General features: G+C 68.7%; 16 protein-coding genes. 12 read left to right on the top strand and 4 right to left on the bottom strand.

The annotated features are described in order from the left end of the window. Window positions 1–338 precede the first annotated feature (338 nt). The 6 genes from rpmH (at window position 339) to rsmG (ending at window position 3,493) form a co-directional block, all read left to right on the top strand. The gene (gene rpmH / locus JSY13_RS12475) at window positions 339–476 is read left to right on the top strand and encodes a 50S ribosomal protein L34 (RefSeq protein ID WP_022879826.1); all 138 of its coding nucleotides are present in this window, start codon (window positions 339–341) and stop codon (window positions 474–476) included. Between the two features lie 54 nt (window positions 477–530). Next, on the top strand, window positions 531–830 hold the full coding sequence (gene rnpA / locus JSY13_RS12470) for a ribonuclease P protein component (protein ID WP_432806420.1): 300 nt from the start codon (window positions 531–533) through the stop codon (window positions 828–830). Then, window positions 827–1,177 (top strand): membrane protein insertion efficiency factor YidD, encoded by a 351-nt coding sequence (gene yidD, locus JSY13_RS12465; RefSeq protein ID WP_259606985.1) that lies wholly within the window; start codon window positions 827–829, stop codon window positions 1,175–1,177. Before rnpA ends, yidD begins: the two co-directional genes overlap by 4 nt. 3 nt (window positions 1,178–1,180) lie before the next feature. After that, the gene (gene yidC / locus JSY13_RS12460; RefSeq protein WP_259606984.1) at window positions 1,181–2,254 is read left to right on the top strand and encodes a membrane protein insertase YidC; all 1,074 of its coding nucleotides are present in this window, start codon (window positions 1,181–1,183) and stop codon (window positions 2,252–2,254) included. Further along, a complete protein-coding gene (locus tag JSY13_RS12455) occupies window positions 2,251–2,739 on the top strand; it encodes a Jag family protein (RefSeq protein WP_259606982.1) in 489 nt (162 codons plus the stop codon). Before yidC ends, JSY13_RS12455 begins: the two co-directional genes overlap by 4 nt. Window positions 2,740–2,857: 118 nt before the next feature. Then, on the top strand, window positions 2,858–3,493 hold the full coding sequence (gene rsmG, locus JSY13_RS12450) for a 16S rRNA (guanine(527)-N(7))-methyltransferase RsmG (protein ID WP_259606981.1): 636 nt from the start codon (window positions 2,858–2,860) through the stop codon (window positions 3,491–3,493). Between the two features lie 747 nt (window positions 3,494–4,240). On the opposite strand, the gene JSY13_RS12445 is transcribed toward rsmG, so the two are convergent. After that, complete coding sequence (locus tag JSY13_RS12445; protein ID WP_259606980.1) at window positions 4,241–4,531, bottom strand: GIY-YIG nuclease family protein; 291 nt, start codon at window positions 4,529–4,531, stop codon at window positions 4,241–4,243. A 354-nt stretch (window positions 4,532–4,885) separates the two neighbouring features. Between JSY13_RS12445 and JSY13_RS12440 the strand changes: the two genes are divergently transcribed. The 4 genes from JSY13_RS12440 to JSY13_RS12425 all read left to right on the top strand — a co-directional run bounded on the left by JSY13_RS12440 (window position 4,886) and on the right by JSY13_RS12425 (window position 9,752). Beyond that, window positions 4,886–5,842, top strand: coding sequence for a ParA family protein (locus JSY13_RS12440; RefSeq protein WP_259606979.1), 957 nt, complete (start codon window positions 4,886–4,888; stop codon window positions 5,840–5,842). Then, window positions 5,842–6,831 (top strand): ParB/RepB/Spo0J family partition protein, encoded by a 990-nt coding sequence (locus JSY13_RS12435; protein WP_259606978.1) that lies wholly within the window; start codon window positions 5,842–5,844, stop codon window positions 6,829–6,831. The genes JSY13_RS12440 and JSY13_RS12435 overlap by 1 nt, the downstream gene beginning before the upstream one ends. 252 nt (window positions 6,832–7,083) lie before the next feature. Then, the gene (locus JSY13_RS12430) at window positions 7,084–8,139 is read left to right on the top strand and encodes an IS110 family RNA-guided transposase (RefSeq protein ID WP_432806419.1); all 1,056 of its coding nucleotides are present in this window, start codon (window positions 7,084–7,086) and stop codon (window positions 8,137–8,139) included. 155 nt (window positions 8,140–8,294) lie between these two features. After that, window positions 8,295–9,752 carry a sugar porter family MFS transporter gene (locus JSY13_RS12425; protein WP_259606977.1) on the top strand — a complete coding sequence of 486 codons (1,458 nt, stop codon included), beginning with the start codon at window positions 8,295–8,297 and terminating at the stop codon, window positions 9,750–9,752. Window positions 9,753–9,829: 77 nt separating this feature from the next. On the opposite strand, the gene JSY13_RS12420 is transcribed toward JSY13_RS12425, so the two are convergent. Both JSY13_RS12420 and JSY13_RS12415 read right to left on the bottom strand, forming a co-directional pair. Next, the gene (locus JSY13_RS12420) at window positions 9,830–10,672 is read right to left on the bottom strand and encodes a TIM barrel protein (protein ID WP_259606976.1); all 843 of its coding nucleotides are present in this window, start codon (window positions 10,670–10,672) and stop codon (window positions 9,830–9,832) included. Then, window positions 10,669–10,929 carry an ABC transporter permease family protein gene (locus JSY13_RS12415; protein WP_259606975.1) on the bottom strand — a complete coding sequence of 87 codons (261 nt, stop codon included), beginning with the start codon at window positions 10,927–10,929 and terminating at the stop codon, window positions 10,669–10,671. Before JSY13_RS12415 ends, JSY13_RS12420 begins: the two co-directional genes overlap by 4 nt. 8 nt (window positions 10,930–10,937) lie before the next feature. On the opposite strand from JSY13_RS12415, the gene JSY13_RS12410 reads away from it, so the two are divergent. Both JSY13_RS12410 and JSY13_RS12405 read left to right on the top strand, forming a co-directional pair. Next, window positions 10,938–12,005 (top strand): LacI family DNA-binding transcriptional regulator, encoded by a 1,068-nt coding sequence (locus JSY13_RS12410; protein ID WP_259608215.1) that lies wholly within the window; start codon window positions 10,938–10,940, stop codon window positions 12,003–12,005. Between the two features lie 52 nt (window positions 12,006–12,057). Continuing rightward, a complete protein-coding gene (locus tag JSY13_RS12405; protein WP_259606970.1) occupies window positions 12,058–12,342 on the top strand; it encodes a tryptophan synthase subunit alpha in 285 nt (94 codons plus the stop codon). A gap of 108 nt (window positions 12,343–12,450) precedes the next feature. Here the strand turns inward: JSY13_RS12405 and trxA are convergent, their stop codons facing one another. Further along, window positions 12,451–12,774: a thioredoxin gene (gene trxA, locus JSY13_RS12400; RefSeq protein WP_259606968.1), complete on the bottom strand. Its 324-nt coding sequence runs from the start codon at window positions 12,772–12,774 to the stop codon at window positions 12,451–12,453. Window positions 12,775–12,838: the final 64 nt, after the last annotated feature.

The following is a 12,838-nucleotide window of genomic DNA, read 5'->3' as shown; positions in this document are numbered from 1 at the left end:
GGCGCTCCGGGCGGGGATACGGGGGCGCGGCTGTGGATGAGTCGCCAGGCGACGCCGTCTTCCCCCTGTGGATAACTTCGGATGCCACGGTAGTCATCGGCGCCCGGATCGGCAACCTGTCCCGGGAAAGACGCGGGTGTGTCGTCATCCGGCGTCGTCTCCACAGATGTGGATAATGGCTGTGCGAAACGTCCGGGCCAGGCGACGGCATCCCGGCGTGGATTTGCCCTGCGCGGACGCGGGACGTACTCTTAATCGGTTGACTTATGCCCATTTGGGCAGTTCCCCTGTCTCCGGAAGATAGACCCCGGTGACACCCACGTTCCGGAGTGATCCTCATGAGCAAGCGCACCTTCCAGCCCAACAACCGTCGTCGCGCCAAGAAGCACGGCTTCCGCGCCCGCATGCGCACCCGCGCCGGCCGTGCCATCCTCTCGGCCCGCCGCGCGAAGGGCCGCACCGAACTCTCGGCGTAACCCCCTGTGCTCGCCCGGCCGAATCGTCTGACCCGCGGCACCGACTACCGCCAGGTGGTCCGACGCGGAACGCGATGCGGCGGCGCGCGCCTGGTCACGTCCATGCTGGCCGGCGCCGAGCAGCGAGCACCCCGGTTCGGGTTCATCATCAGCAAGCAGGTGGGAACCGCCGTCGTCCGCAACACGGTCCGCCGACGCCTCAAGGCGATCTGCGCGGAGCTGCGCGACACGGTCCCGGAGGGCACGGATGTCGTCATCCGTGCCCTTCCTGCATCCGCCACCGCCGACTTCGCCGAGCTGCGCGCGGATGTCGCGCGATGCCTGCGACGGATGCAGGGCGCGGAGCGGTCATGAGCGCCCTGCCCTCCTACGCCTTCGGCACGGCGCACCTGCACCCGGGGGATCTGCTGCGCAGCATCCCGCTCATCCCCCGCAATCTCGCGCTCGCCTTCCTCGTCGCGTACCGCGCCGTCATCTCGCCGCTGTACGGGGACGTGTGTCGTTACTACCCGTCCTGTTCCGCGTACGCTGTAGGAGCGGTTCAGCAGCACGGCGCCGTGCGGGGGGCGGCGCTCTCCGCGTGGCGGGTTCTGCGCTGCAACCCATGGAGCAGGGGCGGCATCGACGATGTCCGCCCGCATGCTCACTTCCGATACGACCTGACGCCGACGGGCTTCGTCGTACCTGCTCGAAAGGACTGAACAGTGGGTCTTGACCTTCTGCTCGCAAGCACCTCCACCCCCGCGCCGAGTTCCGGCGGCGGGTTCGATCTGTTCGGCCTGATCCTGTGGCCGCTGAAGTGGGTCGTGGAGCTCATCCTCGTCGCGTGGCACGCGCTGCTGACTCTGATGGGCCTGCCCGGGGCCGCCGGCGTCACCTGGGTGCTGGCGATCGTCGGACTGGTGATCGTGGTGCGCGCAGCGGTGTTCCCGCTGTTCGTGAAGCAGATCAAGAGCCAGCGCAAGATGATGGAAATCGCTCCTGAGCTGCGAAAAGTTCAGGAGAAGTACAAGGGCAAGCGCGATCAGCTCTCTCGCGAGGCGATGAGCCGCGAGACGATGGCGCTGTACAAGAAGCACGGAACGACGCCTGTCTCCAGCTGCCTTCCGCTGCTGATCCAGATGCCGATCTTCTTCTCGCTCTACAGCGTGCTGGTCGACGTGCAGAAGATCCGGGACAACCCCGACTTCAGCGGTGTCGGCCTGCTCAACAACGAGCTGACGCAGGAGTTCTACGACGCGCGCCTGTTCGGCAGCGTGTCCCTGCACGAGACGCTGAGCGTCGCGTGGGAGAACCAGAACACGCTGGCGATCACGATCCTCGCCATCCTGGTGGTGCTGATGATCGTGTCGCAGTTCATCACGCAGCTGCAGATCATCTCGAAGAACCTTTCGCCCGAGGCCAAGACCGGCCAGGCCTACCAGATGCAGAAGATCATGCTCTACGTGCTGCCCCTGGGCTTCATCTTCTCGGGCATCTTCTTCCCGCTCGGCGTGGTCGTGTACTGGTTCATCTCGAACCTGTGGACCATGGGCCAGCAGTTCCTCGTCATCCGCGAGATGCCGACCCCGGGCTCCGAGGCGGCGAAGGCGCGCGAGGAGCGCCTGGCGCGCAAGGGCAAGGCGATCAACGCCCAGGGCAAAGTCGTCCCGATCGCGGTGTACGAGGCGGAGCAGCAGCGCAAGCTCGAGGAGGCCGAGCGGGCCAAGGCGCAGGCGCCGAAGCGCGAGCAGCCGATGAGCAAGAAGCGTGCGAAGAAGAAGGGCGGCAACGGATGACCACCGAGGACCTGGCGACCGAGTCGACGCTCGAGCAGCTCGAGCACGAGGGCGATGTCGCGGCGGATTTCATCGAGGAGCTCCTCGACATCGCCGACATCGACGGTGATCTGACGCTGGACGTCCGGCAGGGTCGCGCGTATGTGTCCGTCGAGGCGGAGGGAGATGGCCTCGGCGTTCTCTCGGCCCCTGAGACGGTGCAGGCCCTGCAGGAGCTGACCCGGCTTGCGGTGCAGAACAAGACCGGCGCGTTCTCCCGGCTGATCCTCGACATCGGCGGATCGCGGGATGCCCGGCGCCGGCAGCTGGAAGCGCTGGTCGACGCCGCGGTGGCGAAACTGGACGAGGGCGCCTCGCAGGCTTCCCTCCCGGCGATGTCCAGCTACGAGCGCAAGCTGGTGCACGACATCGTGTCCGAGCGCGGTCTTATGTCGGAGTCGTACGGCGAGGGCGCCGATCGCCACACGGTGATCTCCCGCCGCTGACGCTTCGCTGTCTCGGTCCCGTCGCGGTTCCGGTCGTTGAGTGAGCCCCGTCCCGGCCGTTGAACGAGCGTAGCGAGACGAAACGCACCCCAGACAGCCCCCACGGAAGGATCCCCGCATGTCCGACGAGCAATCCCCCGCCGTCGAACCGGAACCCTCCGCCGCGGCATCCCTCTTCGGCGACCGTATCGACCTCGCCCGGCGCTTCACCGCGTCCCTGGCCGCCGAGGGTGAGCTCCGCGGCCTGATCGGGCCGCTGGAACTCCCCCGCCTCTGGACGCGGCACGTCTTGAACTCGGCGATCGCCGCACCGCTCTTCCACGGTTCGGTGGCTGATGTGGGCTCCGGTGCGGGTCTTCCCGGTCTCGTGCTCGCGATCGCACGGCCGGACGTGACCTGGACGCTGATCGAACCGATGGATCGCCGCGTGACCTGGCTCAATGAGCAGGTCGATGCACTGGGCCTGGAGAATGTGACGGTGATGCGCTCACGCGCTGAGGACGTGGGCCTGGAGTTCGACATCGTGACGGCGCGGGCGGTGAGCGCGATGCGGACGCTCATTCCGATCACGGCGCCGCTGGTCCGAGACGGGGGCGAACTGATCCTCCTCAAGGGACACAATGTGCCGGCCGAGATCGAGGCTGCGCAGAAGGTGCTCAAGAAGCACAAGGTGACTGACGTCCGCATCGAGGTTCTCGGCGAAGGCGTCCTCACCGAGACCACTCGCGTCGTCCGCGCCCGAGTCCGCGCCTGACCGAAACCCGATGTTTCACGTGAAACGGACTGTCCCGGTCGTTAAGCGAGCGCAGCGAGTCGAAACGAGTTCCCCTGGGTAGACGTTTCACGTGAAACGGACCCTTCCGGTCGTTGAGCGAGCGCAGCGAGTCGAAACGGGGTCTACCGGGGCGGGGGCGTTTCGTCTCGTCGCTTCGCTCCTCGCTCAACGACCGGCGGGTAGTTCGGTCGTTGAGCGAGCGTAGCGAGACGAAACGAGTTCCCCTGGGTAGACGTTTCACGTGAAACGGACCCTTCCGGTCGTTGAGCGAGCGCAGCGAGACGAAACGCGTTCCGGTGACGGATGGCGTTTCGTCTCGGTTGCCCTGCGGGCGTCCTCGCTCAACGACCGATGGTGGGCAGCTTCGGGGTCAGGGCGTTTCGTCTCGTCGCTTCGCTCCTCGCTCAACGGCCGACGGGTAGTTCGGTCGTTGAGCGAGCGTAGCGAGACGAAACGAACTCCCCGGCGGATGTTTCACGTAAAACGGCGTCGCCTTCTCGGTCGTTGAGCGAGCGCAGCGAGCCGAGACGCGTTCTACCAGGGGGCGGAGGCGTTTCGTCTCGTCGCTTCGCTCCTCGCTCAACGGCCGACGGGTAGTTCGGTCGTTGAGCGAGCGTAGCGAGACGAAACGCGTTCGGGTGACGGATGGCGTTTCGTCTCGGTCGCCTTGCGGGCTGGGGCAACTCCGGGGGCGAGGGCGTTTCGTCTCGTCGCTTCGCGACTCGCTCAACGGCCGGGGCGGTGGCGAGCGCTCCAGCCGCGGATGGCGTCGATGCCGCCGTTGATGAATGCCTGGCGCTTGGCGTGACTCCAACCCTGAATGCGCTTCTCCCAGCGGAACGCCTCATCGATGCGTGCGAACTCCTCCCACCAGACCAGCTCCACCGGAAGGCGGCTCGCGGTGTAGGCGCTGCCCAGGCCCTGGGCATGCGTCTCGATACGACGCCAGGGATCGTTCGTGCTGCCGACATAGAAGGTACCGTCGGCGCAGCGGAGGATGTAGGTGTATCCGACCATGCCGCAACGATAGGGAGGCGGGGTCCGGGGGGAGCGGGTGTTCCACAGGGGTTGCCGGGATGTGCGGCGTTTCACGTGAAACGGCGGATCTGTGGTGGACGATGCAACGTCGGAAGGGGCGTTTCGTCTCGGGCGCCCTGGGGGCGTCCTCGCTCAACGACCGGGGGTGGGGTAGGGCGTTTCGTCTCGTCGCTGCGCTCCTCGCTCAACGACCGGGGGGCAGGGCGTTTCGTCTCGTCGCTGCGCTCCTCGCTCAACGACCGGGGGGCAGGGCGTTTCGTCTCGTCGCTGCGCTCCTCGCTCAACGGGCGGTACGGGACGGGTTAGAGTGGGAGGCGGTCCCGGAAGGAGTGGATGTTTCACGTGAAACAACCCGACAAGGCATCGCCGAACGACGACTTCGGGATGGACACCCCCCTCGCACGCGAACTCGCCGACCTCTCCGCTCGACGCCGGGCGCTCCAGAACATCACCGTCGACTTCGACGGCGACACGCGGATCCTCACCGTGTCGAACCAGAAGGGCGGCGTCGGCAAGACCACGACCGCCGTAAATCTGGCCTCCGCTCTGGCCCAACTCGGCGGGCGAGTGCTCGTCGTGGACCTCGACCCGCAGGGCAACGCCTCCACCGCTCTTGGTGTCACCCACACCGCCGACACCCCTTCGGTCTACGACGTCCTCATCGACGACGCCCCCTTCGCCGACATCGTCCAGCAGAGCCCCGAGGGCGACACGCTCTTCTGCGCCCCCAGCACGATCCACCTCGCCGGCGCCGAGATCGAGTTGGTGTCCCAGGTGGCGCGCGAGTTCCGGCTCCGCCGCGCCCTCGAGACCTACCTGCGCGAGCATCCGATGGACATCGTGATCATCGACTGTCCGCCGTCGCTCGGCCTGCTCACGATCAACGCGTTCACCGCGGCATCCGAGGTGCTCATCCCTATCCAGTGCGAGTACTACGCGCTGGAGGGACTGAGCCAGCTCCTCGGCAGCATCCAGATGATCCAGAAGCACCTCAACCCCGAGCTGCACCTCTCGACCATCCTGCTGACCATGTTCGACGCCCGCACCCGCCTCGCACAGCAGGTCGCCGACGAGGTGCGCAGCCACTTCCCGGAGCAGACCCTCCACACGGTCATCCCGCGGTCCGTCCGCGTCTCCGAGGCGCCGAGCTTCGGGCAGACGGTGATCGCGTACGACAACTCATCCGCCGGCGCCGTCGCCTACCGCGAGGCCGCCGTCGAGATCGCCCGCCGCGGCATGGCGGAACAGCAGACATCGCAGGCCGCCGGCCTGCAGAAGAAGGAGCGATGATGGCGAAGCGAACAGGACTCGGACGGGGGATCGGGGCACTCATTCCCACGGCTGACCAGGCGGAACGTCCCGTCGATGTCTTCTTCCCCGGGGCACCGCGCGCCAAGGCGGCGGAGGCCACGAAGGTCGCCGAGGACGCCGCTCCCGCTGTCACGGAGTCGGATGCCGAGCTCGCGGCCGTCCCCGGCGTCCGCCTCATCCACGTCGACCCGCACGAGATCGTGCCCAACCCTCGGCAGCCGCGCACCCACTTCGATCCGGACGACCTGTCCGAGCTCGTGCACAGCGTCCGCGAGTTCGGCGTGCTGCAGCCCGTCGTGGTGCGTCGCAACGCGGACGGCGCCTACGAACTCATCATGGGGGAGCGGCGCACCCGCGCCGCCCGCGAGGCCGGCCTCGACTCCATCCCCGCGATCCTCCGCGAGACCGCTGACGAGGACCTGCTCCGCGACGCCCTGCTGGAGAACCTGCACCGCTCGCAGCTGAACCCCCTCGAAGAGGCATCCGCCTACCAGCAGCTCCTCGAGGACTTCGGCATCACCCAGGAGGAGCTCGCCACCCGCATCGGCCGCTCCCGCCCGCAGATCAGCAACACCATCCGCCTGCTCAAGCTGCCCGTCCCCGTGCAGCAGCGCGTCGCCGCCGGAGTCCTCTCCGCTGGGCACGCGCGCGCCATCCTCTCGGTGGAGGACCCCGAGCAGATGCAGCGCCTGGCGGACAAGATCGTGAACGAGGACCTCTCCGTCCGCGCCGCCGAGCAGGCCGCCAAGGCCCTCCCCGCCGCACCCGGGTCGACCCCGCGCCCCCAGCCCGGAGCCCGCCGCGCCTACCTCGACGAGGTCTCGAACCGCCTCGGCGACCGGCTCAACACCCGTGTGCAGATCACCATCGGTGCACGAAAAGGCCAGCTCAAGATCGATTTCGCGTCGATCCAGGATCTCAACCGCATTCTCTCCGAGCTGGGCGAGGACGGCTACGGCGCATCCTGAGTCCCGCCCGCCGCGACTGACAGTGATGATGGTGGTGGGAGCCCCGCAGCGGTTGTCCTGACTCAGCGACTGACTGACTACGGGTCTTGAACGCGATCTGTCGTTCGATCGCTGCGGGGCTGCCATGCACTCACCGTGCGAGGGTTGTGACCTCATAGGAGCCTGTGCCAGCAGGCACCCATCACTGTCTTGTCCGCTCGCTCTCGGATGGTGCGTGCCGTCCGATCGGAGAGTTGAGAGGAAGGGACGGCGATGACCACCATCGCACGAGAAGAGCAGCAGGACCAGGTCATGATCGTGGCGGGTATCGACACGCATGGCGATTCCCACACCGCGGCGGTCATCGACACCACCGGCCAGCTGCTCGGGAGCGCGCAGTTCCCCGCGAATCGTTCCGGTTATGCCGCGTTGCTGAGTTGGGCGTGTGCGTTCGGTGTGCTCGTGATCGCGGGGATCGAGGGCACCGGCGCATACGGTGCCGGTCTTGCCCGTCACCTGCGCGCTGCGGGTGTCGAGCTGCGGGAAGTGGACCGACCGGACCGGAAGTCGCGGCGCTTTGCCGGTAAGTCCGACCCGCTGGACGCGGAAGCTGCCGCCCGGGCAGCGTTGGCAGGCACACGATCGGGGATCCCGAAGGACCGAGCAGGGAAGGTGGAAGCGCTCCGCAATCTGCGGATCGCCAGGCGCAGCGCCGTGACCCAGCGCGCCGACTGTCAACGCCGGATGAAGGCGATCATCGTCACCGCACCCGACGCGCTCCGCGAACGGTTGCGGGGGCTGTCAGACCGGGAGCTGATCGAGGTATGTGCCGCTGCACGTCCCGACACCACACGCGCCGACGAACCCGAGCAGGCATCGAAGATCGCGCTGCGCGCTCTCGCACGCCGCCACCAGTCGCTGACCGCCGAGATCGCCGAACTCGACGCACTCATCGACCCTCTCGTCGCGGACATCAACCCGCGGCTGCTCGCCCTCAACGGGGTCGGCGCCGATGTCGCCGGGCAACTGCTCGTCACCGCTGGCGAGAACCCCGGCCGGCTCCGTTCCGAAGCCGCATTCGCGATGCTCTGCGGCGTCGCGCCCATCCCCGCCTCATCAGGCAAAACCCACCGACACCGCCTCAACCGCGGCGGCGACCGCCACGCGAACGCCGCGCTCTACCGCATCGTGCTCTGCCGGCTCCGCTGGGATCCCAGAACCCGCGCTTACGCCGCCCGACGCACCACCGAGGGCCTCTCGAAGAAGGACATCATCCGCTGCCTCAAACGCCTCATCGCCCGCGAGATCTACACCGCCCTCACCACTTGACATCCATAGGAGCATCACGGACGTGTCCCGGCGAGACTCCCGGATCGTCACAATCGGGCATTTCCCTTGCCTCCGCCGCATCCGTGGGTGTGTGATCGGAGGACACGGCAGCGACGCCGGGGCCACCGGTGTCCGTGCACGAACGGAGGCGCACCATGGCGGCACACGGCGGAGCTCCCCTCGAGGAGCCGGTCTACGACGACGAGGCCGACGACGGCCGTAAGGCGGGGGTCGTCCGCATCGCGATCGTCGCGGCCCTCGGCGGATTCCTCTTCGGATACGACAGTGCGGTGATCAACGGCGCGGTGGCGGCGGTGGAGCGGGAGTTCCAGGCCGACCCGGTCTCGCTCGGTTTCGCGGTGGCGTCCGCCCTCCTCGGCGCGGCGGTCGGCGCCGTGATCGCGGGGCGGCTCGCGGACAGGATGGGCCGCCTGGCCGTGATGAAGGTGGCCGCCGTCCTGTTCCTCGTCTCCGCGCTGGTGACCGGGCTCGCCCCGGAGCTGTGGATCCTCGTCGTCGGACGCGTCATCGGCGGGCTCGGCGTCGGCATGGCATCCGTCATCGCCCCCGCCTACATCGCCGAGATCGCCCCGGCCCGCATCCGCGGCCGCCTGGCATCCCTGCAGCAGCTCGCGATCGTCACCGGCATCTTCATCTCCCTGCTCGTCGACTTCCTGTTCGCGCTGGCGGCCGGCGGATCCAGCGAGCCGTTCTGGTTCGGGCTGGACGCGTGGCAGTGGATGTTCCTGGCGATGGCCGTCCCGGCGGTGATCTACGGCGGGCTGGCCCTCACCATCCCCGAGTCGCCGCGCTACCTCGTCGCCACGCATCGTGTGGAGGAGGCGCGCGAGGTGCTCTCCCGACTGCTCGGACCGGAGAAGATCGAGACGACCATCGTCCGCATCCGGGAGACGATGGAGCGTTCGACGACCCCGTCCTGGCGCGACCTGAAGTCCCCGTCCGGCCGCATCGCCGGCATCGTCTGGGTGGGTCTGCTGCTGTCGATCTTCCAGCAGTTCGTCGGGATCAACGTGATCTTCTACTACTCCAACATCCTCTGGGAGGCCGTCGGCTTCGACGAGTCGCAGGCGTTCGTGATCACGGTGATCAGCGCGACCATCAACATCCTCACCACCCTCATCGCGATCGCCACCGTCGACCGCTTCGGGCGCAAGCCGCTGCTCATCATCGGATCCATCGGCATGACGGTCACCCTCGCCACCATGGCGGTGATCTTCGGCACGTCGCCGATCGTCGACGGCGCCCCCGTGCTCGAGGGTGCGTCCGGTCCGATCGCCCTTGTCGCGGCGAACCTCTTCGTGATCGCGTTCGGCATGTCGTGGGGCCCGGTCGTGTGGGTGCTCCTCGGTGAGATGTTCCCCAACCGGATGCGGGCGGCGGCGCTCTCCCTCGCGGCCGGCGGCCAGTGGGTGGCCAACTGGGTGATCACGGTGTCTTTCCCGGGGCTGAAGGATCTCTCCCTCGGGCTCGCGTACGGCCTGTATGCCACGTTCGCGCTGCTGTCGCTGCTGTTCGTGTGGAGGTTCGTCCGCGAGACCAAGGGCAAGTCGCTGGAGGACATGACCGAGTCCGTCGTCGTGGTGCGGCACTGAGGAGGTCATGGGCGGCGGATGCCCCGCGCTCAGCCCCGGCCCTCAGCCCGAACGTCAGCCCGTCGGTCAGCCGCCCCTCAGCCCCGGCCCGACGCCTCCGCGACCGCGGCGAGGGACCGTTCGACCGCCGGCCTCGGGTCCAGGGCGTACCCGCCGTCGCCGAACAGCTCGATGGTCGCGAGCCCGGCATACCCGTGGCGCTCCAGCGCCGCGACGATCCCGTCCAGCGGCAGCTCGCCGTCCCCCCACGCGAGGTGCCCGGCGGGCGCGCCGTCGATGAGGTGCACGTGCCGCACCCGGTCGCCGAGCTGCGCGAAGTAGTCGTCCACGCTGTCGCCCGCGACGGCGGCGGCCACGGTGTCCAGGGCCACGCCCAGGTTCCCGGCGCCGACGTCGGCCAGCATCCGCGCGGCATCGGCGGCCGTGTTCACCAGGTTCGACTCCACCCGCTGCAGCGGCTCGAGCACGCACTCGAGCCCGAGCGCGCCAGCATGTTCGGCGATCTCGCGCAGCGCCCCGGCGGCGCGCGCCCATCCGGCATCCGTCTCCTCGTCCTCCCCGCCGCGACCGGCGGTGAGGAACAGCATGCCGGCGCCGAGCTGCACCGCGATCTCGGCCGCGCGCCGGAACATCGCCACGCTCTCGGCGCGCAGCCGCGGCGACGGCGAGGCGATGTTCACCGGGTAGGCGACCTGCTCCGGGGTGAAGCAGGCGATGCGCATGCCGCGCGCCTCGGCGGCGTCACGGATGCGGCGGGCCTCGGCATCCGTGAGCCACGGCACGTGCGCGTGCGGGGCGACACCCCACAGCTCCACCTGCGAGCGCCCCAGGGCTGCCATGTCGTCGAAGCAGCGCTCCAGCGGCAGGTGCTGGTAGGAGAAGTTCGACCCGGTGATCCGGTCGATGAGCGGCGCGGTCATTTCCCGATGCCCTCCGACAGGCCCTTGATGAAGTACCGCTGGCTGGCGAAGAACAGCACGATCACCGGCAGTGCCGCGACCACCATGCCCGCGAACACGACCGGATAGTCCGTGCCGTGCTTACTCATCAGGCTGGTGAGACCAACGGGGAGGGTCTGCACCTCCGTGCCGCTGGTGAACACCATGGCGAACAGGTACTCGTTCCACGCGAAGAGCAGGTGCAGGATGATCGTCGAGATGATGATCGGCTTGCACATCGGCAGCCATCTCGGAGGTCGCCGCCGAGGCCGGCGTCGGCCGCTCCACGGCGGCGCGCACCCTCGGCGGATACGGCTACGTCAGCCCGGAGGTCAGGGAGCGCGTACTGGCGGCGGCCGAGCGGATCGGCTACCGGGCCAACGCGCTCGCGCGGAGCATGTCGACCGGGGTCAGCCACACCATCGGCGTCATCGTCGCCGACATCGCCAACCCGTTCTTCGGCGGCGTGGTGCGGGGCATCTCTGACGCGGCGCGGGCGCGCGGCTTCGACACGCTGGTGATCAGCACCTACGAGGAGCTGGCGGAGGAGGTCGCGGCGACGAACGTGCTCATCGACAAGCGCGTGGACGGGATCATCGTGGCGTCGACCGCTCTCGACGCGGCATCCGCCGACCACCTCGAGCAGGCCCGTGGGCACGGGATCCCCGTGGTGCTCGTCGACCGCGCCGTGCCGGGGCTGGACGTCGACGCCGTCGTGATCGACAACCGCGCCGCGGCGCGGAGCGCGGTCGAGCGGCTGATCGACGCCGGGCACCGCCGCATCGGGTTCGTCTGGGGTCCGCCGGTCGACGAGCTTCCGCGCCGCCGTCGCGAGATGGTCGAGCTTGCGGCGCGCAACCTGTGGACGGACGGCGAGCGTCTGCAGGGGTACCTGGACGCGCTGGACGACGCCGGCATCCTGTACGACGCCGATCTCGTCATGGTCGGCGCCAAGACCGAGGAGCACGCCCGCGACGAGGTGGCGCGGATGCTGGCGCTGCCCGACCCGCCGACGGCGCTGTTCTGCACGGAGACCGACGCGATGACCGGCTCGCTGCGCGCGCTGCGCGAGGCGGGGCTGCGGGTGGCCGCGGACGTCTCGCTGATCGGGTTCGACGACAGCTCCTGGGCGGCCGTGATGGAGCCGCCGCTGACGATGATCGAGCAGCCGATGCTGGCGCTCGGGACCCGCGCGGCCGAAGTGCTGTTCGCGGCGATCGACGGCGAGGCGGCACCCGGCGGTCTGCACACGCTGGAGACGCGGTTCATCGAGCGGGCATCCGTCGCCGCCGTGCCGGTGGCCGAGCGGCGGTGATCGCCCCTGCCTCCGCGGCCCTCGTGTCCGCGGTCGCGCTTAGGCTGGAACGGTGACCCCGTTCCCCCGCCGCGCCAGCCTGGAGGTGCTCCGCGCCGAGGCCGGCGACGAGCGCGCCGTGCTGGTGCACGAGCGGCTGCGGCACGGGCAGGACCCGTGGGACTTCATGTCCGAGATCCCCTCGGTCGACGAGCTCGTCGTGCTGCTGCTGCGCGCGGACGTCGTCGCGGCCCGGGGCGGGAACGTGCGCGATCGCGGCTGGAACGACGGCATCCTGCGCCGCATCGCCCTGGAGTACCCGGAGCTGACCCCCACGGTCTGGCGGATGCTGGGCTGACGGCATCCCGACGCGACGAAGCCCGCCGCCGGGAGGGGCGACGGGCTTCGGAAGGGCGTTTCGTCTCACCCGCCCGCGGCGGGTTCGCTCAACGACCGGAAGGCCGGGTCAGCGGAGGAAGTCCGCGAGGTCCTGCTCGAGGGCGAACTTCGGCTTGGCGCCGATGATCGTGGTCTTGACCTCGCCGCCCTGGAACACCTTCATGGCGGGGATCGAGGTGATCTGGTACTTCATCGCCAGCTCGGGGTTCTCGTCCACGTTGAGCTTGAGGATGGTGATCTTGTCGGGGTTCTCGGCCTGGATCTCATCCAGCACCGGCGCGACCATGCGGCACGGTCCGCACCACGCCGCCCAGAAGTCGACCAGCACGGGTCCCTCGGCCTGGAGCACGTCCTGCTCCCAGGTGGCCTGGCTCGTTGCCTTGGCGGTCATGGAATCTCCTTGCTCGGTATCGGTTGACGCCTGCTACAACAGCCGTCGGGCGGGATGTGTTCCC

This window comes from Microbacterium neungamense, from assembly GCF_024971095.1.
In the GTDB taxonomy this organism is placed as follows: Bacteria; Actinomycetota; Actinomycetes; order Actinomycetales; family Microbacteriaceae; genus Microbacterium; species Microbacterium neungamense.
This window is presented reverse-complemented; position numbering and strand designations above follow the sequence as displayed.

Coding starts and splice junctions, on each gene's coding strand:
- rpmH (WP_022879826.1), top strand. CDS start 339: ATGAGCAAGCGCACCTTCCAGCCCAACAACCGTCGTCGCGCCAAGAAG.
- yidD (WP_259606985.1), top strand. CDS start 827: ATGAGCGCCCTGCCCTCCTACGCCTTCGGCACGGCGCACCTGCACCCG.
- JSY13_RS12455 (WP_259606982.1), top strand. CDS start 2,251: ATGACCACCGAGGACCTGGCGACCGAGTCGACGCTCGAGCAGCTCGAG.
- rsmG (WP_259606981.1), top strand. CDS start 2,858: ATGTCCGACGAGCAATCCCCCGCCGTCGAACCGGAACCCTCCGCCGCG.
- JSY13_RS12445 (WP_259606980.1), bottom strand. CDS start 4,531: ATGGTCGGATACACCTACATCCTCCGCTGCGCCGACGGTACCTTCTAT.
- JSY13_RS12440 (WP_259606979.1), top strand. CDS start 4,886: ATGTTTCACGTGAAACAACCCGACAAGGCATCGCCGAACGACGACTTC.
- JSY13_RS12435 (WP_259606978.1), top strand. CDS start 5,842: ATGGCGAAGCGAACAGGACTCGGACGGGGGATCGGGGCACTCATTCCC.
- JSY13_RS12430 (WP_432806419.1), top strand. CDS start 7,084: ATGACCACCATCGCACGAGAAGAGCAGCAGGACCAGGTCATGATCGTG.
- JSY13_RS12425 (WP_259606977.1), top strand. CDS start 8,295: ATGGCGGCACACGGCGGAGCTCCCCTCGAGGAGCCGGTCTACGACGAC.
- JSY13_RS12420 (WP_259606976.1), bottom strand. CDS start 10,672: ATGACCGCGCCGCTCATCGACCGGATCACCGGGTCGAACTTCTCCTAC.
- JSY13_RS12415 (WP_259606975.1), bottom strand. CDS start 10,929: ATGTGCAAGCCGATCATCATCTCGACGATCATCCTGCACCTGCTCTTC.
- trxA (WP_259606968.1), bottom strand. CDS start 12,774: ATGACCGCCAAGGCAACGAGCCAGGCCACCTGGGAGCAGGACGTGCTC.